Genomic DNA, 22,004 nt, shown 5'->3' on the forward strand with positions numbered 1-22,004 from the left:
CTGTCTCCAGTGGACAGACCTTACTTCAATGCGAGGGCATTTCAGGGGGCAAGGTCAGGCCCAGCCCGAACGATAAATTACGAAGGAATGCCTCCGATACACCTGGGTCAAGGTTCAGGAGATCGTCGATATATCCTTTGATGGTCTCGTCTTTGGTCTTAGTCTTGAGCGCGCGAATATCAGATATGAAACCCACGTGCGATTTTGTGCCATTCCAGAATTCATCAATCGAGGACAGGACGGAGTTCCGGGTGTTGCCGGACTTGTTGGATACGAGCAAAAATGAGGTATTCTTCAGAAACACCAGCTGGTCAGCAACAGATGACCGCCCGTCTGCCGGATCAACAATTACTTTGCACCAGTTGGAAATAGACTTCCAGAGATCAGGATCAAGCTTGGCGAGGTTTATAGGATCGCCTTGCGCATTTTTCTGGACGGTGTGTTTCAATTGCACGAGCAATGTTTTGCCGTCTGCACGCTCAATGTGAACATCATCTAGAACTTCGTAGCTCGCAGTTTGACCGCTCTTCAGGCTCAGGAGCTCATTCAAAAAATAATAATACTGGTAGTCGAACCCGATTGATTTGTCTTCTGCGCTTGTCTTGTCGACGCGTGATCTCTCGTTCATACCCCACCTATCGAACGTGCAGTAACTTAACTCCTCTGGAACTTTGAAATACCGTAGCATTTCGATGATAGCAGTCAATCAGTCGGTCCTGCCGTTTGACACGGCATGAGAGAAAGAGGACGTTATCCCAGACCCAGCAGATCCGAGAATGCCCTGGGCAATGTGAATGAACGGCAGGTTTCAGTTCGCAGATTAGGATGCCAAAACGGCAGCGATGTCTGCGCCTGCTGTCCGGATGGTCAGACGCATACTAATGGCACGTTTCGGAGTGGTCGGACATTCAAGCGCGTCCTGCTGAACGGCGAGATCTGGGTCGGTAACAGTCATGAACGTGAGAACTACCAATGACTGCTTTTGGCCGTCCCTTTCCCAAAAACAGACATTCTACTCCCCCCTCCATTGCCGTCTTTAATTATTCACCGATCAGTGACCAGAATCCCAGCTTGCGCTTATGTTGCACTTTCAAGCGGATCATAAAGGCTTCATGGGTTTCCATGCCGCTTGTCGCTGTCAGCATTGGTGCAAGCAGTCGGCAGGAGGCGAGATCCTTGGCAGCATAGGAATAGTAACGGGACAGTGCTTTATCCAGCACGGCCTCGACCAGCAGTCGGTAAAGAAGCGTCGCCTCGTTGGGATATGATTCAGACAGACGATCGGCAGCCGGACGGAGTGTCCCATAATCGCGCCCGTCCAGTTCTGTCGTATGTTCCCGCACGAGCCGGGCAGCGGCGTCGAGTGCTGGCCATTCAAGAAGAGTGGAAAGGGCTACGCTCCTGACCGGGAAATTACGGATGTGATTGAGTGCCTGTTCTTCAGCATCAATCGCATCGTAATCACTGAGATGGCGTTGGTATGCTTGCCAGTGCGGCAGGCTCAGGCGTTCCTGAAAGACTTTCCATCGCAGGGACTGGGCCTGGTCACGGTCGCCCACGGCTTCGCACGCTTCGATCCGAAGGTCATCGTTTTCCCAGCGGAACCGGGATGTCTCATCGGTCTCCCGGTCGAGCCATTTGAGCGCCTCATGGGCGCGTCCCTTGTCCAGCAGGCGGCGTGCAACATCGCCGATAGAGGCGGACTGACGTTCACTCAGGTTGACTGCTTCGATGTAGGCATCGACGTCACCCATCGCGTCGGCCAGATCCTTCAGGTGACCGAGGGTCTGCATCCGCCCGATGTCGGTACGATAGTCTCCCTTCGCCTTTGAAGCGGGAAGGTCGTGCAGTCGTGCAAGAAGCGTGCTTCTGAGCATGGCCGCGCCTGCAGTACCCAGTGCCTCGCCGCACGACGCGATCAGGTGGTCACACGTGCCATACCCGTCATTATCGAGAAGCGTGAGCAGATCCCTGACGGTGACAGCCGGATCCCGGCCAGCCTGTCGTCCCAAGAGGGTGCCAAGGTCGGAGGCCGCTTCGCGAAACACATCTGACAGGTAACCGGAACTGTCATCAGAGCGCTCATAGACGGAAGGAGCAAGTTCCACGAGAATACGCATCGCGGAAATGGCCTGTCCGACATCCGTCGTTGCAACATCATCGAGAATGGATTGGCGCAAGGCATCGAGTTCGGTCGCAAGGGGTTTGATCCGATCCCAGGGCAGGAATCCATGGGAACGCTGGATCGTTCGCAGCCTTTTCTCGATCTCCTTGCCGAGTTTGTCTTTCGCATGGGCGGCGGTCAGCGCCATGCGCAGCTTCCGGGTGAGCACGGTATCCTGTTCCGACAGTTCGACCAGAAGGTCTGCAAGCCGATCCGCACCAAGGGCTTTCAGATTGTCTTTCGTGACGGTCGTGCCGACTTTCGCGGATGCGGCGGATTTGCGGGTGGCAGGTTTTGTAGAAGGAGTGCGGGCCATGAATGCAGATTATGACAGTGACACAGGGGACGCAATCAAATGCCGTTGCCATGAAAAAGAGGAAAAAAGCTAATGGCTCCGCCCTCGCGCCGGCAAGGGTGCGCGTCAGCGCGCTGACGCCGCCCAATGGGGTGTCCCCGATCTTCCTGCGCTGCGCTCCGTGCAGACCGGGAGAGACCCCTCCCCATCGGTCGCCCTTGCCGTTGCTACCCCGCTGCTCGCCGCGAGGCAGAGGAACAGCGGGGGCTGTTCCTCGCGGAACAAAGGGCAAAGACCATGACCGGAAACACCAACACGGCGACCGATTTCCGCAATACCATCCTGAATGGTGACAGCGTGCAGCTTATGCGCGCGCTCCCTCGTAATTCGGTGGATTTCATCCTGACCGACCCGCCTTACCTCGTGAATTATCAGGGCAGGGACGGGCGGAAGGTGCGTAACGACGATAATGCGTGCTGGCTCCGGCCCGCCTTCAACCAGATGCACCGTGTCCTGAAATGGGGCGGGTTTGCTGTTTCGTTCTATGGCTGGAACCGTATCGACCTGTTCGCCGATGCCTGGAAGGCGGCAGGGTTCCGCATGGTCGGACATATCGTTTTTCGCAAGTCCTATTCATCCTCTTCCCGGTTTCTCCGGTATGAACACGAAAGCGCCTATCTTCTGGCCAAGGGGAATGTAATGCCTCCGGCAAAACCCATCCCGGACGTGCTCGACATGCCCTATTCGGGCAATAAACTGCACCCGACGCAAAAGCCGGTGGCTTCACTCCTTCCCCTGGTGGAAACCTTCTGCCCGGTGGGTGGCCTGGTTCTGGACCCGTTCGCCGGTTCGGGTTCGTCGCTGGTGGCGGCGCAGCATCTTGGCCGTGACTGGCTGGGGATGGAACTGGACCCGGACCACGCGGCCACAGCAACCCGCAGGCTGGCCTGGCACGGGGCGGGGAGGGCGGCGGCGTAAGCCGCCCCCTTTCTTCGCCTCACCGGGCGGCCAGAAAATCGCGCCGGTCCCGATGGACCGGCGGCGGGACGCGCCGTTACCCGGCGCGCGCGGCGCTCGCCGGCCGGGCCGGCTCGCACTTTTCTGCCTGGAGGGATGTGCGAGACCTTTCCCGGTCAACCATCCGCAACGCTGGCGGAACAACGCACCGCGTCCACGACGCGAGCGGAAGGCACCAACAGGTGGCGCCTAGGTCATAGTCGGCACGTTTCGCGCGCTGTCGTGATCGTGAAACCAGTGTAGGAAAGTCCAATGCTATTTCATGGATATTCCTGAATCGTCGCGGCATGTGTGTGGTGTTCCTCGTTGTGGAAAGGACGCGATCCATGCTGCTCGGTCTCGGTATTGTCCTTGGCTTCGCCAGTATAGGTTTCCTGTGCTGGCTGCTGTTTCTGTGCGCGGTCTATGCCGCGCCCCTGTTCGTGGCGGCGATGGTCTGCACCATACTCTACGATCATGGCGTGCTGTCCGGTGCCCATGCCATTCTCGCAGGCATCGCCGCCGGGATCGTGGTGCTGGCGACCGGTCAGGCGATCCTCGCCTCCTCACGTGATCCTGCCCTGCGGGTTGCGGTATCAGTGCAGCTTGCCTTGCCAGCCGCGCTGGCGGGGTTCGGCACGACGCTGGGTTTCTGTGGCATGGGCGACATGAGCGCCATGCCGGCCTACCTTTTCGCGACGTTCGGGGCGCTGTGCGTGGGTGGGGCGGCATGGACACGGCTCTGCGCCATCCAGTCCGCGTAAGTTCCCGGTGGCAAAATCACAGTTTTCGCCAGGTTCAAAAGGTCAGCGCGGGGCGCTAAGTCCCCGTTGCGCGGGCGCTGGCAGTCCAGGTCTCGGGGCAGGGAGGCGCCTTTCCTTCTGCGAGAGAAGCCCGGCACAGACCCGACCGGAGTGAAATGTCGGTCAGCTTCGGTGCGGAAAACGCATGTCGTTCTGTTGGCATGACTGGCGGCCCGGCATCAACGTCCTGCCTGTCGAGCGGGAAGGACAGGGAACATGGTGCCGGCCAGCGTGTTCTCCCGGCGGCGGATACTGTTCGGTCTGTATCCTGTCTGGAAACGGATATCTCCTGACACCCCGCGCCCCTGCCATGGAACACGACGGGCTGACCTGTCTCTCCGCAGGGCTGACGGCGCCGCACACCATGGCCTCTCGATATGGCCGATCTGCCTGAAGACCGGCTTCGCCTCGCCCGGCTACGGCGCAACGGCGGCCCGCAACTTTCTTCCCCTGCCGGCTGCGCCGTCATTCCTCGCGCATCAACAAAGCTCCGTGCCGCCGTCCTCCGCGTTGCTTTGGCCTGCGAGCAGGTGCGCCGCCGGTCGTCTCCGGGCTGACGATGGCCATCGAGGCCACGGTGGTCGCGGCCCGATACAAGCCAGGAGACAGGACAATGATCATCGGTTCATTCAAGAAGGTGGGCGAGGGGTATGAAGGCGAGATCGTCACCCTGACACAGAAAATCCGAGGTATCCGCTTCGTGCCCGAAGCCAGCCGGGCCAGCGACAATGTTCCCAACTTCCGGATCCAGATCGGCAAACTTGAAGCCGGGGCCGCCTGGATCAAGCACACCACGGACTGGCGCGAATATCTCAGCGTGAAGCTGGACGATCCGACCCTTCCCGGTCCGATCTTCGCCAGCCTCTTCGAAGAGGAAGGTGGCGCCTACAACCTGATCTGGAGCCGCCAGCGCCCGCGTAACGGGGACTGACCACCGCCGGCCCCTCCGGTACGCCGGAGGGGCTTTCTTCTTCAGGCCAGTTATGGCTTCCCGCCGGTGGGTGCCTCTTCTGTAGCGGCAACGTGGCTTTCATCCAGTAACGTCGCCGGCCGCACACCCAGCGCCTGCGACGCATGCCACAGCGAAAGCAGCGTCGCGTTCTGGCGCCCGGTCTCGATCCAGCTGATATAGGCGCGGTCCACGCCCATCCGTTCCGCCAGGGCCTCCTGGCTGAGACCGGCGGCGCGTCGCAGGCGCCTCACGTTCGCGCCGAAAAGTCCTCGGATGTCCATCCGCAGGATAGGAACGATTTGTGTATTATCGCGCTACGTATTATAATACACGGAACGTCAAACGCCTTCTCCTATGATGCGCCATAGGCATCACGTGATGTCGCGGAAACCGACGTTTTCGGCCCATCTGGCGTCAATATCTCCCCGATATAGAAATAATCCCAAGTCTAAAGGATATATTTGGGATCACCTCCCTGAGTTTTGGAGACTACCCGTTCCGGTTTCGCACCGGATACTGGGTCGAATCCATGACATATCGGGGGAGGGGGGCGTGCCGACAATCCGGCCGTGGGATGCCGCACCCCTTCGTCGCGCCTATGCCGGGCTCGACCCTGCTGGTCTCGCCCAGGAATGGCTGCGGCACAACCCGGCCTACCGGCGCGATCATGCAGCAACCATGACGACGGGCAAGGTTGACGCCGAAGTATGGCGCGCCTTCGCCCGTCGCTGGGGGTTACGTTTTCCCTGTCGACCCTGATCTCCCCGCCTGGCTTGCCCCTGCGTTCTGGGATCCGGACGTCGCGCCGGAAGTTGTCGTGCATGGCGACGGGGGTGACATTCTGTCCCGCCTCGCGCCATACGCTCGGGCACGACATGATGGTTCCGATGGTATCCATCTTGTGCTGGACGGCGATTCTGGCCCGCTGCGCATCGTCATAGTCGTCGATCGGCAGCCCGATGCACCGGGAACCTGGTTCGTCATCGACGACAGACACCTCTCGACCCGTCTGGCCTGCGTCGCGCGCTTTGGCCGATTGTTTGTCGGCCAGGCGCCCGGTCATCTTCCCTCCATCTTGCGCCTGAGTTCCCAGCAGAAACTCCGTCAGGTTCGCATGCTCTGCATCGCCGAAGGCCGGCGCACGGGAGTGGCGACACGCCGGATCGCAGCAGGCATCTACGGCGAGCGCGTCCTGCACCTGTCCCGCAATGAATGGCGTGCCAGCTCATGGCACCGCGCCTTTTACCGCGATCTCGACGGTGCCGCGTTCTACCAGAACGGCGGCCACATCGCCCTCCTTCAGGGGCTGAAGCTGGGGGGTGACAGTCTGGTGGCCTGAACTTTGTCATCCCTCCCCAAGCCCCATTCTCCGGCAGCGTCCCCTCATGGGCCGCAGCATCCCGCCAGTGGCCCGCTCCACCGGGAGGAACACCCCATGCGTGTCCAGCCGACACTGCCACCGCGCTATCTGCGCACCCCGGACGCAGCCAATTTCGTTGGTCTGTCCATCCGCACTTTCGAAAAACACCGGAGTTGCGGCACCGGTCCGCTCTACCGCCAGCTTGGCGGCCGGATCGTCTATGCCGTCGAAGACCTCTGCGCCTGGGCCGACTTGAACGTCAGGCTCTCCACCGGGGACGGTGGCGGCATTCCCATGCCATCCGATCCCCGCGCCTATATCATCCGCTTGCAGGCGAAGGCCCGCAAGGCGCAGCGGAGTGCCGGACGATGATGCCGGCCGCCGATAGCTGGCGCCAGCCTGACCGCCGTTTTGTGGTCACGGGATCGGCACGACCCCGTGACATCCGTGATCTGATGGGGCGTCCGTTTTTCGCGCTGGGGCACGTGGCGCGCCTTGAGCCTCTTCGCTACCGCTCGCGTCAGATGGAGATCGTTGTCGAAGCCTCGGCTCCTCTGGGCATGGCGACCATCCGGGACGCCGATATCCTGCTCTGGCTGACCGGCCAGATCGTCGATGCCCTCAATCATGATCTGTGGGTATCGCGCCATGTGCGCTTCACGCCCTGGCGCCTGTTCCAGGATCTGGGATGGGCTGACGGCACCCACCAGTATCGCCGGCTTCATGGCGCCCTCGCGCGTCTGGCGGAAACACGCGTCACCACCAGCCTGCGGCAGGGGCCGGAGTGGCGCGAGAAGCCGTTCGCCTGGATCAGTGACGTCCGGATTTCCCGTGAGGACGGGGTGGCCCTGACCCTGCCGGACTGGCTCATGGAGATGGCCTGTGATCGCTCTCATGTCCTGAGTGTCGATCCCGCCTATTTCCGCCTTTATGGCGGCCTGGAGCGGTGGCTTTACCGTCTGGCGCGCCGACATGCCGGTCGGCAGAAAGACGGGTGGCGTTTCGATCTTCGTGATCTTCATGCCCGGTCCGGCACCCTCTCTCCCTGGCGGAATTTCGTGATCGACGTCGCCGGCATTGCCCGTCGCCAGGTCGTCCCAGGTTATGACTGCAAGGTCATTTATGGCGGAAAACAGCCAGTCCTGCGTATCTCCCCAACGGTATTATCCACCGGTTCTGTGGATAACCGTGTGAATTCTACCGTTGGTCAGGATGCGGATCATACCATTGCTCACGGTGCGGAAATACCGTTGCTGACGGTGCAGAAAACGTCGCAGTGCGTTGTTTGCAAAAGCGGAATCAGCCCCGTAACTTATATAACTAATATAATAACTTATTATGTAGGGGATTCCGGTTTTTCGGTTTCCCTTCCGGTCGCCCGGTCGGGGCATGGAGAAAAGGCTCGGGAAGCGGTCGCGGATCGCATGGTCGGTGTCCCATGACCGCCCGCTCTTTCCGGCCGGCCGACGTTGTCCTCACCACGGTCGAACTGACCTGGATCGAGAAGCGCATCGAACACTGGGTTCGCTTCGGCCACCCCGTCGAGGATCGCATTCTCGACCGCAGGCGCAGGCTGATGAGCTTCACGCCGGACAGCGTGTTCGCGTTCATCCGCTGGGCCGCGAACGATTTCGGCACCATGGTGTCCTGCATCGACATTGTGCGCGCGGTCGAGGCTCAGGAATCCTGCCAGACCGTGCCGTTCGTGCGCCCTGGTGGCGAGAGCCTGCTGCGCCAGAGCGGCTGGCCAAAGGTGCGGCGCGTGCTGGAGGCCATCGACGGTGTGGAGGCGCTGGGGATCGATCCTGCGGCTGTCTGTCCCGATCATTGGCGGCATCTGCATCACCGGCTCACAGCGGTGCAGGAGCCACGTCTCTACACGCGGGAGCGCCACGAGGCGTGGCTGCGTAGGAGGGCTGCGTCATGACCCGGCGCGCCTGGTTCTTCACCACGTATTTCGCCGTGCTCGGCGTGGGCGCCTCGCTGGCGTTTCATCCCACACCGCGCTGGGTCTGGAACGAGACGGCGAGCGTTCCGGTCGGGCTATATCGCATCCAGTCCACCGTCCCGATCCGTGTCGGTGACATCGTCGCGCTCCGCCTGCCAGAGCGCGAAGCGACGCTTCTGGCGGCACGTGGTTACCTGCCGTTCGGCGTGCCGCTGCTCAAGCCTGTGGCAGCACTGGCGGGGCAGAGTGTCTGCCGTATCGGCATCCACGTCACGATCGACGGTAAGACGGCCGGCGACGCGAAGACTGTCGATCATCGGGGCCGCAAGCTGCCGGTCTGGCAGGGCTGTCAGTATCTCGGGCCGGGGCAGGTGTTCGTCATGAACGCTGCCGTGCCGACCAGTCTGGACGGACGGTATTTCGGCGTCCTGCCGATGGATACCGTCATCGGTCGCGCGGTGCCGGTTCATGTTCGCACGGGCGAGGCGGAGCCACTACCGCCGCATTTCGAGTCCCTCCCGGAACCGGATGATCCCATGCGGAAGGGACTGCTCCTGGCTCCGCCCATGATGCCTGCGAAAGAGAGCGAACCGCCCATTCAATGATGGTCATTCAGCCCTTGAATTCTCTGTCATTCCCACTCTGTCTGAAAGAATTTCTCTCATGAGCCAGATCGGATTTTTCACCCGCACATCGGACGGTTTCGCCGGACGGGTACGCACCCTGTCGCTGGATGCCGAACTGACCTGCGTGCCTGCGGAAAACAACGGCGCGGAGCATGCGCCGGATTATCGCATCCATCTCGGTGACGGGGATTCCGGACCGGAGATCGGTGCCGGGTGGACCCGCACCGGGGAGCGTGCTGGCGAGTATATTTCCATCGTGCTGGATGACCCTTCGTTCATGCAACCGGTCCGGGCCACGCTGTTCCAGACGGGACGCGGTGGACGCGAGTGGCAACTGGTCTGGAACCGGTCCGTAAAACGTCCGGGAGGTCGGGAATGAGGCGCCGGTTTTTCATGTCCGTCGGCGTGCTGGCCATGCTCGCGCTGCTGCTCTCGCCCGTCCCGGTCCAGGCGCAGGATTGGGACAATCTCGTGCGTCAGGCAGCGAAGCAAAATGCGATCCCGGCGACGTGGGTGCGGGCGGTTCTGCGGGCTGAAAGCGCTGGCGATCCGCACGCGGTTTCCGGTGCCGGTGCGATGGGTCTGATGCAGCTCATGCCGGGCACGTGGAAGGATGTCCGGCGCACGCTCAATCTCGGTGCCGATCCCTTCGATCCGCATGACAATATCGCGGCAGGGGCAGCCTATCTGCGATGGCTGCACGACCGTTATGGCGATGCGGGTTTTCTCGCCGCCTACAATGCCGGACCCGCCCGTTACGACGACCATCTGGCGACTGGCCGACCATTGCCTGGCGAGACGGTGTCCTATGTCGCGTCTGTCGCCCGGCTGATCGATGACCCGTCGTTCAGCGTGCATTTTTCCATCACTCCAGCGCGTGACTGGGCCGCCGCCACACTCTTCATTTCCGGCAGCGAAAGTGCGTTTCCATCGTCATCCCGAAGCATTTTTTTAAGCCGATCCGGGCAGGGGATTTTCACTCCGTCCGTGCTCTTTGCAGGGCATGTCCGTAGCGTGCCGGGAGGGGGTTCGACGCAGGCGAAGTGAATCACGAAAACCCCGGAAAAGGACAGAAAAAGTTAGTGCCAGCCGTAATCGGGCCTGAGCGGTCGTCGTCGATTGGCGGTCTCCCGGGCCGGAAAGAAGGTAGAGTTGCCGCGGTGAAACAGCAGCGCGGGAGGCGTGCGATGGAATCTTTTGCGGTCTCGATGTGTCGATCGACGAAACGGCGGTCTGTGTGGTGGACGAGCAGGGCACCGTGCATCTGGAAACGACGGTGGCCACGGACCCGGCTGCGCTCAGGGATGCCGTGAAGCCGTTCCTGCCGCGCCTGCGCCGTATGGGTCACGAGGCAGGTTCCCTGTCGCCCTGGCTGCATCCGGAGATGCTGGCGCTGGGCCTGCCGGCGGTCTGCCTGGAGACGAAACACGTGCGGGCGGCGATGTCGGCGCAGCGCAACAAGACCGACAAGGCGGACGCGCTGGGGATCGCGCATATCGTGCGCACCGGCTGGTTCCGGACGGCCCATATCAAGAGCGAAGCAAGCTATCGGCTGCGTCTGATCCTGACCCAGCGCAGCACGCTCAAGCGCAAATTCATGGATCTCGAGAATACGATCCGCCATTCGCTCAAGGCGTTCGGTATCCGCCTGGGCACGGTCTCGCGGGCGCGCTTCGACACCGCCGTTCGCGAGGCCGTGGCGCAGGACGCGCTGACCCGCGATCTCATGGAGGCGATGCTGCGGGCGAAGGCCGTGCTCTGGGAAGAATATACCCGGCTGCACAAGCTGGTGGTGCGGATCGTCGCGGGTGACGAGGTGTGCCGGCGGTTCATGGCCATTCCGGGGGTGGGGCCGGTGACCGCGCTTGGCGTGATGACGGCGATCGACGATCCGTCGCGCTTCCGGCGCTCGCGCGACGTCGCGGCGTATTTCGGCCTGACGTCGCGGCGCTGGCAGTCGGGTACCAGCATCGATGTGCAGGGACGCATCAGCAAGGCCGGCGATCCGGAGGTGCGGCGGTCCCTCTATGAAGCGGCGTCGGTCCTGCTGACGCGTTTCAAGGGGCGCGACAAGCTGCGGACCTGGGGCCTGGAACTGGCGAAACGGTCCTGCCATCGCAAGGCGGCGGTCGCCGTGGCGCGCAAGATGGCCGTGATCATGCATGCCATGTGGCTCGACGGAACGGTCTATGACGGCGGTCCGGCCGTCGATCCCGAAGAGCGGGCCCGTCATATCGCTTGCAAGAACCGCAAATTGCCGCGGGCGCTCGCGTGAGTGTCCAGCTGCAAAGGAATGTTCCGCCGCGTGTCGGGATGACCGCGGCGTTCTGAACAGGGAGATCCGCCAAGGCGGATGGGGAAGGGTGCAGTCGAGGACGACGGGAAGCACGATATCTTGCCTGGAGCACGCGCAGGTGAACGCCTCGTGGGACTCCGCTCGAGTGCCTGTGATGCTGCCCCGTGAATCCGATGGCAAAATGCGCCACGACGAAAGGCCGGCCGCCCATCCACGGATGGGGCGGCATATCAGTCGTCGCTGAGCGCGGAAGAGTGCACGGCGTGCCACGAACCCTCAGTCAGGGCCGAGATGCCAGTCCAGGAGCAGAACTGTGATCGTGAAAGGAAGCTAAAGGAAAACGAAGAATGAAAAACTTGACCAAAAAACCCGCCCGATTAAGAGGGCTGGATAAAAGGCCGCACATCGCGGCTCGGTTGGGGTGGCTGTTTTCCGGGATTTTTGAAGTCTTGTGGCGAGGTGCGTGGAAACTCCGCACCTCGCATCTAAGTGTCATCTCTTTGATCCGGCGCGATCTTTCGCGCGGTGCAGGGCAGTTTTCATGAACAGGGACGAGGAATTCCGGGTCAGGCCTGGTCGCATCCGCTCCACCCGTGCCCGTCAGGCGCGCCCCTTCGTGACACAGGTGCTGGCGTCCGTGCAGCGGGCTGGTGGCCGGGTCTCGCGCGCAGGGAAAATCACCTCTGGCCGGCGCTCCAGTTTCGGCCGTGGCTGGGCTGCCGCCCATGCGGCCAATCGCCTGCTGACCAGCCGCTCGCGGGGCGTCGTCATCAAGGCCCGCGTCGTGCGGCATGCCCCGCGTGCCACACCGCTGGCAGCGCATCTCCGTTACCTGCGTCGGGAGGGGGTAACGCGGGACGAAGAGGATGCGCGCCTGTTCGGCAAGGACAGCGACGACATCCGCGCCTCGGACTTCGCCGAACGCTGCGACGGTGATCGTCATCATTTCCGCTTCATCGTCTCGCCAGAGGATGCGCCGGAGATGTCGGACCTGCGGGCTTTCGCACGGGATCTGATGGGGCAGATGGAGTCCGATCTCGGCACGAAACTCGACTGGGTCGCCGTCGATCACTGGAACACAGCGCATCCCCATCTGCACGTCATCGTGCGGGGCGTGGCGGAGGATGGCTCTGAGCTGGTGATCGCGCGTGATTATATCCGCGAGGGGATGCGCGCCCGTGCCCAGGATCTCGTGACGTTGGAACTCGGGCCGCGCACGGATCACGACATCCATCAGGCGGTCGAGCGGCAGGTGAACGCCGACCGCTGGACCCAGCTTGACCGCCAGCTTCAGAAGGACGCCGGAGCGGACGGCGCCATTGATCTCGGGCGCACACCGGGCGAAACACCGGACGCCTTCGCGACGGTGAAGCAGGGTCGTCTTCGCCGTCTGGAAACCATGGGGCTGGCACATCAGGTCGGGCCGGATCGCTGGCGGATGGACGAGAGCGCGGAGGCGACGCTTCGGGAGATCAGCGAGCGTAACGACATCATCAAACGCATCCACCGAGGGCTGGCGGAGCAGAAGATCGACCGTGCCGCATCATCCTGGGTGCTGGCGGGAGAGGATACTACCGATCCCGTGATCGGTCGGCTGGTCGATCGTGGCCTTGATGATGAGCTGCGCGGCACGGCCTATGCGGTGATCGACGGGATTGATGGGCGCACGCACCATGTCCGCCTGCCGCACCTCGAAGCCGCTGGCGATGGATCGGTCGGTTCGATCGTGGAATTGCGGCGTTTCACCGACAAACAGGGACGTGATCGTGTCGCGCTGGCCGTGCGTTCGGATTTCACGCTGGAGCGGCAGGTGACGGCGGAGGGCTCGACCTGGCTCGACCGGCAGGTGATCGCACGGGAGCCTCTCCCTCTGGCGTCCACCGGGTTCGGCGCCGATGTCAAAGAGGCGATGGAAAAGCGGGCGGATCATCTGATGGAGCAGGAGCTGGCCAGCCGCGACGGCGGGAGCATCCGTTATGCCCGGAACCTGATCGCCACACTGCGCCAGCGGGAGTTGAAGACGCTGGGCCAGAGCCTTGCCGGGAAGTCGGGGATGCCGTTTCGGAGGAGCGGGGAGGGCGATCCCGTTACCGGCACCTACCGTCAGCGTTTCAACCTGGCGTCGGGCCGGTTCGCCATGATCGACGACGGGCTGGGCTTCGAGTTGGTGCCGTGGTCGCCGTCGCTGGAAAAACAGCGCGGCCGGGAGGTGTCGGGCATCATGCGCGGCGATGGCGGGATCGACTGGTCGTTCGCGCGGAAACGGGGGCTTGGGCTGTAAAGTCTGATGCTCTGATTTTTCTTCGCACGCGCTTCCTGTTCTTCATGATACTGTTGACGCAGCGCAATGCAGAGCGCGCAGTAGCCGTGCTACCAGTTCTGGGTCGGCGACAACCGAACGGAGACTGCCATGCAGCCGTTTCCCCTTGATCGGGCTTTTACCTTTCTGGAATCCGGGCCGGTAACGCTCGTGACCACGCATGACGGGGGGCGCGACAACATCATGACCATCACCTGGACCATGGTGCTGGATTTCGATTCGCGTTTCGCGATTACCACTGGTCCATGGAATTACTCATGGAAGGCGATCGGGAAGACGCGTGAATGTGTGATCGCCATCCCGTCCGCAGACATGCTCGATACAGTGGTGGGGATCGGTCTCTGCTCTGGCAAGGACACGGACAAGTTCGAGAAATTCGGTCTTGCCCGTCGCAAGGCTGACAATGTGAAAGCGCCGCTTCTGACTGAGTGTCTGGCGAACATCGAATGTCGCGTCGTCGACATCATCGAGCCGTATGGCATTGTCATTCTTGAAGGGATCGTCGCGCATGCCGATCCGCATCGCGCGGATCGGTCTCCCCTGCATGCCATTGGCGATGGCACCTTTGTGACCGACGGGCCGGTGCTGGATCGGCGCACGATGATGCGCCCGAAACTGCCGCCGAGTGTCCTCACACGTAAATCGTAATCCCCAGATGATCATTCCCGTGGGGTCTGCCGCAGGCTTCGACCCTTCTGGTGGGCGACGATCCCTCGCTTGACCGCCGCGAATATGTCCACCGGAAGGAAGCCCCAGGCGAAACAGTCGGGTTGATTGCGTGAGATGGGCCGCAGATCATAGCCGGGCCACACGAAGCGGTTGAGTTCGGCGGTTATGATCCATGACGGTTCGTCATCCAGCCCAAGGCGTCGTTTGACGTTTGCAGGGAGTGCTACCGCATGTGGGTCGTCCGGTTGGGAATGGGTGATCGGCACGACATAAACCTGGCAGTCGCCATCGGCATCGGCGGCAGCAACCACAATGGCACAGGGCCGGGCTTTCCGGCCTTCCTCGGCGCCAGCGCGGTGCTGGTCATGCCAGAGATAGGAATACGAGATGACCAGGCCAGGCGTCGGCTCGGGAATGGGCACGATGCGCGCTTACTGACCGACAGTGTAGCGGTGTTCCTCGGGGATCTCCGCAGCTTCGATCAGGGCAATCTCATGATCGTTGAGATCAGTCGCGGCGATGGCTTCGCGCTGGGCCTGTTTCAATGCGTGAAAGGTCTGGGCCGAGACGATATAAACCGTCTCCCGACCATACTTCGTGACCTTCACCGGTTCGGTGAGCGCACGGTCATGATAGGCGCCGAAATTCTTCTGCACGTCGGATGAGGTCACGGTCGTGGACATGGAAGCATCCTTCCTTTTTATCTATCTTCCGTAAGATACGGATTCCTGGTCGGGCGTGCAAGACCGGATTCCGCAACGCGCAAGTATTTCTTCGCTCCAGCCCGCTCTGGTACGATGGGTGCCGGATCATGCTTGCATGCGGGAAAATCCCGGTTCTTCGCTGTCTCTCATGACAAGGGGAGGGATCGATGGATCAGCCGGGAACACGCATCCAATGGGGACAGGTGTTGATTTCCAGCGAGAACTGACCCTGTAGGGGCGGAAATTTTCATTGAGAATTGACCCGTGTCTGACACTTCCCCGGAGCAACTGTCCGGGGGTTAAAGGAGTGATCAGCATGGAATTGTTGAGTGTGATCCGGCGGTGGCATTACCGGGATCATGTACCGATCCGCGAGATTGAGCGTCGGACGCGATTGTCGCGCAACACGATCCGCAAGTATCTCCGGGCGGAGACGGTTGAGCCGCAGTTCAAGGTTGCCGGGCGCCCGAGCCGGCTGGACCCGTTTGCGGAGAAACTGGCGACCTGGCTTGCTCTGGAGACGTCAAAGTCGCGCAAGCAGCGCCGCACGGGGCGGCGCCTGCATGCGGACCTTGTAGCGCTGGGTTATGACGGATCGTATGGACGGGTTGCGGCCTTTATCCGGAACTGGAAGGCGGAACAGCAAAGGGCGCGGCAGACGACGGGACGCGGCGTGTTCGTTCCGCTGCGCTTTCAACCCGGAGAGGCCTTCCAGTTCGACTGGGGAGAGGACTGGGCGGTGATCGGAGGGCGGCGCGTCAAGCTGCAGGTCGCCCACACCAAGCTGTCCTACAGCCGGGCCTTCATTCTGCGGGCGTATCCGCTCCAGACTCACGAGATGCTGTTCGACGCGCTGACGGAAGCCTTTCGCGTTTTGGGCGGGGTTGCGCGTCGAGGTATTTTTGACAATATGAAAACCGCCGTGGACCGGGTTGGGCCCGGCAAGGTCCGCCAGGTCAATCTGCGTTTTTCGGCCCTGGTGAGCCATTATCTGTTCGAGGCGGAGTTCTGCAATCCGGCAGCGGGTTGGGAGAAAGGTCAAATCGAGAAGACCGTCCAGGACGCCCGGCGGCAGATCTGGCAGGAGATGCCGCATTTTCCTGATCTGGCCTCCCTGAACGTCTGGCTCGAGGCGCGTTGCCGGGAACGTTGGACTATCTTGAGGCATGTCGAATTGCCCGGCAGCCTCGCCGAGGCCCATGCGGCGGAATGAAGCGTCCCGGGTTTCCCGGAGGCCATTTGGTTTGAGTCACGCAGCCATATCGATGATCTCGAGGGCTGCATAGTAGTTGGCTTCGGCCTCGGCGGGTGGGATATAGCCGATGGGGCCAAAGAGGCGATGGTTATTGAACCAATCGACCCAGCGCAATGTTGCCATTTCCACGGCCGATACGGTCGGCCAGGAAGGCTGCCGCCAGATGACCTCGGCCTTGTAGAGGCCGTTGATGGTCTCGGCCAGGGCATTGTCATAGGAGTCCCCGACGCTGCCGACCGAGGGTACCAGATCGGCCTCGGCCAGGCGCTGGGTGTAATTCATGGCGAGGTATTGGACGCCCCTGTCACTATGGTGGATCAAGCCATCCTCGGGTCCGGGCCTGCGGGCATGGATCGCCTGCTCCAGGGCGTCCAGCACGAAGCCGGCGGTGGCTGACGTGCTGACCTTCCAGCCGACGATGCGCCGGGCATAGGCGTCGATCACGAAGGCGACATAGACGAAGCCGGCCCATGTGTGGACGTAGGTGAAATCGACCACCCACAGGGCATTCGGCCGGCTCACGCGGAATGCGCGGTTCACCTTGTCCAGCGGGCACGGAGCCTTGGGATTGCTGATGGTCGTGACCGTCCTCTTCCCTCGCCGAATGCCGGCTAGGCCCATGGCACGCATCAGGCGTTCCACGGTGCATTTGGCCACCTCAATGCCTTCACGGCGCATCTGATGCCAGACTTTGCGCGTCCCGTAGAGCTTTGAACTGGCGTCATATACCCGCTTGATCTCGTCCTTCAGTTCGTCGTCGCGCCGGGCACGCGCAGGCCGCCTGGCGGGGTCCGCCAGACGGACAGCATGTTCGTGATAGGAGGATGGGGCAATCGCCAGTTCGCGGCAGATCGGCTCGATACCCAAGTCCTCGCGATGGGCGTCGATGAACGCCATCATCATTTCCCGCGGCGGTCGAGCTCCGCCATCGCAAAATACGCCGATGCCTTGCGCAGGATCTCGTTGGCGCGGCGCAACTCCTTGACCTCGCGCTCAAGTTCCTTGAGCCGAACGCGTTCGTCACCAGCTTGCCCCGCCGGTCCCGCTCGCCGCCTGGCCTCATCGCGGCACCAGCGGCGCAAGGTCTCCGCCGTGCAACCGATCTTGGCAGCAATCGATGTCATCGCAGCCCATTCCGACCCGTAATCGGCCCGATGCTCCCCAACCATACGGACCGCACGCTCACGGACCTCAGGCGAAAATCTCTGGCTCATCGTGTTCATCATAGCTCCTTCTCACAGATAGGAGCCTCCGGGAAACCCGGGACGCTTCAGAAGTGCCTCACCTGATGGTTCCAGGGCGCCCGTTCGACGGGTTCGTCGAACATACCAAACGGGTTTCGCGACTTGCCTCGTGCAGTTCGAAAGCAACCGCTACAGTGTGCCCGCCGTCTTTTGCCAATCGGCCGGTCAGCCTGCGCGTCTATCCCGACCGGTTGGTGATCGCGGCCGAGGGACGGATACTATGCAGAACATCCCCGGATCGTCGAGCGGTCCCACGGCGTGCCCGGTCTCACGATCTATGACTGGCGGCATTACCTGGCGGTGCTCCAGCGCAAACCCGGGGCCTTGCGCAATGGCGCGCCCTTCTCTGAATTGCCCGAGGCGTTCCGGACGCTGCAGACGCACCTCCTCCGGCGCACGGGCGGCGACCGGGAAATGGTCGAGATCCTCGCCCTGGTGCTGCAGCATGATGAGCAGGCCGTGCTTTGCGCGGTTGAACTCGCGCTCGAGGAGGGAGTAGCCACCAAGACACACGTCCTCAATACGTTGCATCGTCTGACGGACGCCAAGAAAACAGGAGCACCCAGGCTCGACGCGCCGCAGGCATTGGTGCTCGAACGCGAGCCTCAGGCCGATACCGGACGGTATGACGCCCTGCGCGGGGAGGCCCGTCATGCGTCATGATCCCGCGGCCGGTGCCCTCGTCGTCATGCTGCGCGGCCTGCGGATGTATGGCATGGCCCAGGCCACGGCCGAACTGACCGAACAGGGTGCGCCGGCATTCGAGGCCGCCATCCCCGTCCTCTTCCAGCTTTTGAAGGCGGAACTCGCCGAGCGAGAGGTGCGCTCCATCGCCTATCAAACCAAGACTGCCAGGTTCCCGGCCTACAAAGATTTGGCAGGGTTCGATTTCTCGGCCGCCGAGGTCAACGAGGCCATGGTCCGTCAACTCCATGCCGGGGATTTCATCGACCGTGCCGACAACGTCGTCCTCATTGGTGGACCAGGAACCGGCAAGACCCATCTGGCCACCGCACTTGCCGTGCAGGCGATCGAACATCACCGCAAGAAGATACGGTTCTGGTCCACGGTCGACCTCGTCAACGCCCTCGAACAGGAAAAAACCGCCAATCGCGCAGGACAGATCGCGGAACGTCTCCTGCGCCTCGATCTCGTGATCCTGGACGAACTTGGCTATTTGCCGTTCAGCGCATCAGGCGGTGCCCTGCTGTTCCATCTCCTCAGCCGTCTCTACGAGCGCACCAGCGTCATCATCACCACCAATCTGAGCTTCAGCGAATGGGGCGAAGTCTTCGGTGATCCCAAAATGACGACAGCCCTGCTCGATCGCCTTACCCACCACTGTCATATCCTCGAAACCGGAAATGACAGCTACCGGTTCCGCGCAAGCTCCGCCGCCCCCAGGAACCGGAAGGAAAAGGCAACCGCTTGACCAGCCCATAAAACATAGCAGAGATAACCAAAGGCCGGGTCAGTTCTCGATGAAAACCCAGGGTCAAATCTCAGCAGAAATTAACAATAAGACTCCTCGCGCATCTTAGAGCTCGATCCGAAAGTTTTTGAACAATACCAGCCTGTTGTGATTCATCCGTCTTTGCGAAGAGATGGAGTGAATGGTGACATGGACTGGTATTGCCCGACGTGAACATAGCCGGGAAGGGTTGCGATATCCATCGGATATGACGGACGGGGAGTGGGCTTTGATCATGCCATTTGTACCCCCGGCGAAACGGGGCGGTCGCCCCCGCACTACGGATATGCGCGAGGTGGTCAACGCGATGCTCTACATAGCCTCGGCCGGGTGTGCGTGGCGCCTGCTGCCGAAATGCTTTCCGCCGGTCTCGACCGTCAGGCGCTATTTTTACGCCTGGCGTGGTGCCGGAGTGTTCGAAGTCATGAATACGGTGCTGGTCATGAGCCTGCGCGAGATCGAGGGGCGTGAAGCCTCTCCGAGCGCGGGCGTGATTGACAGCCAGTCGGTGAAAACCACGGAAAGTGGCGGGCTTTCGGGCTATGACGCGGGGAAGAAGGTCAAGGGCCGCAAGCGCCATATTGTGACGGATACCTGCGGCTTCCTGATCTTTCTCCTCGTTCATGCCGCCGACATCCAGGACCGTGATGGGGCTGTTGATGTCCTGGCAGCGATACGCAGGCGCTTTCCCTGGCTGCGCCACATCTTCGCTGATGGCGGCTATGCTGGCGACAAATTGCGATCCGCGCTCGCCTCCATGGGAAAATGGACCCTTGAAATCATCAGGCGGTCCGATACGGCGAAGGGCTTTCAGATCCTGCCGCGCCGCTGGGTGGTTGACGGGACATTCGCATGGCTGGGACGTGCAGCGGCTCGCCAAAGACTGGGAACAAATCCATGGCTTCCTCAACCGCATGGACATTGATCGCCTCGATCCGAATGCTCACACGACGGACAGCAAGGCATTGTCACGGTTGAAGAACTTTCGGATCGGGCTCTTATAGGGCGCGCGAGGAGAGGCAATAAGATTCGCAATGTATCTTAATGGAGTGCCATGAGAGTTCGAGGGCGGACACGTCGACGCGGTGCGGCGCTGGAAGAGGCGATCCTTGAGGCCGCCTGGGCTGAAGTAATGGAGCGCGGTTATGAGGGACTGACGATGGAGAACGTCGCCCGCCGTGCGGAAACCAGCCGTCCGGTACTGCACCGGCGTTGGCCGAGCCGCACGGCGCTCGCGACGGCCGCACTCGCACAGCAATTCGCGCGAGCGAATATCGTCATTCCGGATATGGGCAGTCTGCGCGACGAACTCCGTCTGCTTCTCCGGTGCATGTCGGATCGCGCCGGGTCCCGAGACCTGCAACTGTTCTTCGACATGCAGAAGGATCTTGTCGCCGAGCGGTCGAGCTTCGCCGACATACGGGCGCGCATCGTAGATGGCAGCCAATTTCATGCCGTCATCGGCCGGGCCATCGAACGGGGCGAGATCGATCCCGCCCGTCTTACACCCCGGATCGCGTCGCTTCCGCTCGACCTCGCCCGCCACGAGATGATGATGACCTTTCAGCCCCTGTCGGAGGATGCGATCCGCGAAATCGTCGACGACATCTTCCTGCCGCTGGTGCGTCGGATGTGACGGGGAAGGCACTGCGGGACCGGCATGACGCGCGGCATCCTCGTTATGCTCGCGAGAGAAAGTAATGGCGCAAGTTCGGGGGCGGGGCGGCCGGTTGCGGCCAGATGATGCCGGCGGTGGTCCGCACAGACGGGGCCCGCTCAGTTTACATCACGGGCTATCAGGGGCATTCTATTTGGCGTCCACCATACGCGCCGTCGAATGCAGCATAAGGGAAGTCAGGCTTGTCCTCAGCTTATCCACAACCTGTTGATGCCAAGCTGACATCCGCCGCCATCATATTCGTCGTCACGCTGGACGCGCGCGCCGAACATGACGCGGCGGTGCGGGATTTGTGCGCCGACCTCTCATCCCTGGTCCGCGGGGCTGGTTTCCGGGCCCCCGATGGCCAGTTGTTATGCGTGATGGGGATCGGTTCGGACGCCTGGGATCGTATTTTCGGTGCCCCGAAGCCACGGGACCTGCATTCCTTCCGCGAGATCCATGGGGTCCATCACGCGCCGGCCACCCCGGGCGACCTGCTGTTCCACATCCGTGCCGCGCGCATGGATCTGTGCTTCGAACTCGCGGCGCAGATTACCGCCCGTCTCGAAGGCACGGCCACCGTCGTGGACGAAATACACGGCTTCAAATATTTCGACGAGCGCGATCTGCTCGGCTTCGTCGACGGCACCGAAAACCCGGTCAACCAGGACGCCTTCGACGCCACCATTATCGGGGACGAGGACCCTCTCTTCGCCGGCGGCAGCTATGTGATCGTGCAGAAATATCTTCACGACCTGAAGAAATGGAACATGATCCCGGTCGAGGTGCAGGAGAAGATCATCGGCCGGAAGAAGCTGTCCGACATCGAACTGGATGACGCGGCCAAGCCCAGCTACGCCCATAATGTCCTGACGACGATCGAGGAAGACGGACAGCAATTGCAGATCCTGCGCGCGAACATGCCGTTCGGCGAGGTCGGCAAGGGCGCGTTCGGCACCTATTTCATCGGCTACGCCCGGGCACCCTCGCGGATCGAGCGCATGCTCGAAAACATGTTCGTCGGCAATCCGCCGGGTAATTACGACCGCCTGCTCGATGTCAGCCGTGCGGTGACGGGGACGTTGTTCTTCATCCCGACGGCGACGTTCCTGGACAGTGTCCCGCCGTACGCACCGGCCGCCGGCTGTGCTGCGGACGGGTCCGGGGCAGGGGGAAGCGCCCCCCCGTCGCCTTCGGCATACGGCTCGCTCGGAATCGGCTCATTGAAGGAAAAAGTCTGA

24 protein-coding genes, 3 pseudogenes and 1 other annotated feature are annotated in these 22,004 nt (G+C 61.8%); of the genes and pseudogenes, 21 read left to right on the top strand and 6 right to left on the bottom strand.

What is annotated here, in order from left to right; genetic code table 11:
- Nucleotides 1-25 precede the first annotated feature (25 nt).
- Nucleotides 26-706, bottom strand: a complete 681-nt coding sequence (locus tag GDI_RS01795) for a hypothetical protein (protein ID WP_050934969.1) — start codon at nt 704-706, stop codon at nt 26-28.
- Nucleotides 707-1,040: 334 nt separating this feature from the next.
- Entirely contained in the window at nt 1,041-2,480 is a 1,440-nt protein-coding gene (locus GDI_RS01800) for a DUF6880 family protein (protein WP_012222702.1), read from the bottom strand.
- A gap of 276 nt (nt 2,481-2,756) precedes the next feature.
- Between GDI_RS01800 and GDI_RS01805 the strand changes: the two genes are divergently transcribed.
- From GDI_RS01805 to GDI_RS01815, 3 genes are all read left to right on the top strand, one after another.
- A complete protein-coding gene (locus GDI_RS01805) occupies nt 2,757-3,437 on the top strand; it encodes a DNA methyltransferase (RefSeq protein WP_012222704.1) in 681 nt (226 codons plus the stop codon).
- Nucleotides 3,438-3,802: 365 nt separating this feature from the next.
- Entirely contained in the window at nt 3,803-4,219 is a 417-nt protein-coding gene (locus GDI_RS01810; RefSeq protein ID WP_041249632.1) for a hypothetical protein, read from the top strand.
- Nucleotides 4,220-4,817: 598 nt separating this feature from the next.
- Nucleotides 4,818-5,189: a DUF736 domain-containing protein gene (locus GDI_RS01815; RefSeq protein WP_012222710.1), complete on the top strand. Its 372-nt coding sequence runs from the start codon at nt 4,818-4,820 to the stop codon at nt 5,187-5,189.
- Between the two features lie 50 nt (nt 5,190-5,239).
- Here GDI_RS01815 and GDI_RS01820 read toward each other — a convergent pair whose 3' ends face one another.
- Nucleotides 5,240-5,491: a helix-turn-helix domain-containing protein gene (locus tag GDI_RS01820; protein ID WP_012222712.1), complete on the bottom strand. Its 252-nt coding sequence runs from the start codon at nt 5,489-5,491 to the stop codon at nt 5,240-5,242.
- 97 nt (nt 5,492-5,588) lie between these two features.
- Here GDI_RS01820 and GDI_RS20170 point away from each other — a divergent pair, with 97 nt between their 5' ends.
- The 12 genes from GDI_RS20170 (at nt 5,589) to GDI_RS01870 (ending at nt 14,408) form a co-directional block, all read left to right on the top strand.
- Entirely contained in the window at nt 5,589-5,969 is a 381-nt protein-coding gene (locus GDI_RS20170; protein ID WP_231854186.1) for a transcriptional regulator domain-containing protein, read from the top strand.
- Between the two features lie 142 nt (nt 5,970-6,111).
- On the top strand, nt 6,112-6,549 hold the full coding sequence (locus GDI_RS01825; RefSeq protein WP_231854187.1) for a DNA -binding domain-containing protein: 438 nt from the start codon (nt 6,112-6,114) through the stop codon (nt 6,547-6,549).
- 96 nt (nt 6,550-6,645) lie between these two features.
- On the top strand, nt 6,646-6,942 hold the full coding sequence (locus GDI_RS01830) for a helix-turn-helix transcriptional regulator (protein ID WP_012222719.1): 297 nt from the start codon (nt 6,646-6,648) through the stop codon (nt 6,940-6,942).
- A complete protein-coding gene (locus tag GDI_RS01835; RefSeq protein ID WP_012222721.1) occupies nt 6,939-8,012 on the top strand; it encodes a replication initiator protein A in 1,074 nt (357 codons plus the stop codon). Before GDI_RS01830 ends, GDI_RS01835 begins: the two co-directional genes overlap by 4 nt.
- Nucleotides 8,009-8,497: a DUF2840 domain-containing protein gene (locus GDI_RS01840; RefSeq protein WP_012222723.1), complete on the top strand. Its 489-nt coding sequence runs from the start codon at nt 8,009-8,011 to the stop codon at nt 8,495-8,497. The genes GDI_RS01835 and GDI_RS01840 overlap by 4 nt, the downstream gene beginning before the upstream one ends.
- Nucleotides 8,494-9,123, top strand: a complete 630-nt coding sequence (locus tag GDI_RS01845) for a S26 family signal peptidase (protein ID WP_012222725.1) — start codon at nt 8,494-8,496, stop codon at nt 9,121-9,123. Before GDI_RS01840 ends, GDI_RS01845 begins: the two co-directional genes overlap by 4 nt.
- A 58-nt stretch (nt 9,124-9,181) precedes the next feature.
- On the top strand, nt 9,182-9,523 hold the full coding sequence (locus GDI_RS01850) for a DUF736 domain-containing protein (RefSeq protein WP_012222727.1): 342 nt from the start codon (nt 9,182-9,184) through the stop codon (nt 9,521-9,523).
- On the top strand, nt 9,520-10,191 hold the full coding sequence (locus GDI_RS01855) for a lytic transglycosylase domain-containing protein (RefSeq protein ID WP_012222729.1): 672 nt from the start codon (nt 9,520-9,522) through the stop codon (nt 10,189-10,191). Before GDI_RS01850 ends, GDI_RS01855 begins: the two co-directional genes overlap by 4 nt.
- A gap of 145 nt (nt 10,192-10,336) precedes the next feature.
- A complete protein-coding gene (locus tag GDI_RS01860; protein WP_041249250.1) occupies nt 10,337-11,419 on the top strand; it encodes an IS110-like element ISGdi15 family transposase in 1,083 nt (360 codons plus the stop codon).
- A gap of 368 nt (nt 11,420-11,787) precedes the next feature.
- Complete coding sequence (locus GDI_RS19590) at nt 11,788-11,985, top strand: hypothetical protein (protein WP_144880576.1); 198 nt, start codon at nt 11,788-11,790, stop codon at nt 11,983-11,985.
- Nucleotides 11,982-13,721, top strand: a complete 1,740-nt coding sequence (locus GDI_RS01865; RefSeq protein ID WP_012222742.1) for a relaxase/mobilization nuclease domain-containing protein — start codon at nt 11,982-11,984, stop codon at nt 13,719-13,721. Before GDI_RS19590 ends, GDI_RS01865 begins: the two co-directional genes overlap by 4 nt.
- 129 nt (nt 13,722-13,850) lie before the next feature.
- Entirely contained in the window at nt 13,851-14,408 is a 558-nt protein-coding gene (locus GDI_RS01870) for a flavin reductase family protein (protein WP_012222744.1), read from the top strand.
- 11 nt (nt 14,409-14,419) lie between these two features.
- Here the strand turns inward: GDI_RS01870 and GDI_RS01875 are convergent, their stop codons facing one another.
- Together GDI_RS01875 and GDI_RS01880 are read right to left on the bottom strand one after the other, a co-directional pair.
- Nucleotides 14,420-14,851, bottom strand: a complete 432-nt coding sequence (locus GDI_RS01875; RefSeq protein ID WP_012222746.1) for a hypothetical protein — start codon at nt 14,849-14,851, stop codon at nt 14,420-14,422.
- Nucleotides 14,852-14,860: 9 nt separating this feature from the next.
- The gene (locus GDI_RS01880; RefSeq protein WP_012222748.1) at nt 14,861-15,112 is read right to left on the bottom strand and encodes a type II toxin-antitoxin system Phd/YefM family antitoxin; all 252 of its coding nucleotides are present in this window, start codon (nt 15,110-15,112) and stop codon (nt 14,861-14,863) included.
- A gap of 337 nt (nt 15,113-15,449) precedes the next feature.
- On the opposite strand from GDI_RS01880, the pseudogene istA (GDI_RS01885) reads away from it, so the two are divergent.
- Nucleotides 15,450-16,343: pseudogene (istA, locus tag GDI_RS01885) on the top strand (IS21-like element ISGdi17 family transposase); the annotation flags it as partial.
- Between the two features lie 39 nt (nt 16,344-16,382).
- On the opposite strand, the gene GDI_RS01890 reads toward istA (GDI_RS01885), so the two are convergent.
- A protein-coding gene (locus GDI_RS01890; RefSeq protein ID WP_076611705.1) for an IS3-like element ISGdi14 family transposase occupies nt 16,383-17,611 on the bottom strand; the annotation gives its coding sequence in 2 pieces (ribosomal slippage) (nt 16,383-17,323 and nt 17,323-17,611; 1,230 coding nt in all).
- Nucleotides 17,216-17,330: a sequence feature (AL1L pseudoknot), on the bottom strand. Its footprint overlaps the gene before it by 115 nt.
- A gap of 44 nt (nt 17,612-17,655) precedes the next feature.
- Between GDI_RS01890 and istA (GDI_RS01900) the strand changes: the two are divergent.
- The 5 genes and pseudogenes from istA (GDI_RS01900) to GDI_RS01920 all read left to right on the top strand — a co-directional run.
- A pseudogene (istA, locus tag GDI_RS01900) lies at nt 17,656-18,295 on the top strand (IS21-like element ISGdi17 family transposase); the annotation flags it as partial.
- On the top strand, nt 18,285-19,064 hold the full coding sequence (istB, locus tag GDI_RS01905; RefSeq protein ID WP_012222757.1) for an IS21-like element ISGdi17 family helper ATPase IstB: 780 nt from the start codon (nt 18,285-18,287) through the stop codon (nt 19,062-19,064). The pseudogene istA (GDI_RS01900) and the gene istB, both read left to right, overlap by 11 nt.
- A 181-nt stretch (nt 19,065-19,245) precedes the next feature.
- Nucleotides 19,246-20,081 (top strand): annotated as a pseudogene (locus GDI_RS01910) (IS5-like element ISGdi1 family transposase).
- A 76-nt stretch (nt 20,082-20,157) separates the two neighbouring features.
- The gene (locus tag GDI_RS01915; protein WP_012553862.1) at nt 20,158-20,739 is read left to right on the top strand and encodes a TetR/AcrR family transcriptional regulator; all 582 of its coding nucleotides are present in this window, start codon (nt 20,158-20,160) and stop codon (nt 20,737-20,739) included.
- Nucleotides 20,740-20,963: 224 nt separating this feature from the next.
- A complete protein-coding gene (locus GDI_RS01920) occupies nt 20,964-22,004 on the top strand; it encodes a Dyp-type peroxidase (protein WP_012222762.1) in 1,041 nt (346 codons plus the stop codon).

The sequence above is a fragment of the Gluconacetobacter diazotrophicus PA1 5 genome (assembly GCF_000067045.1).
Classification (GTDB): Bacteria; Pseudomonadota; Alphaproteobacteria; order Acetobacterales; family Acetobacteraceae; genus Gluconacetobacter; species Gluconacetobacter diazotrophicus.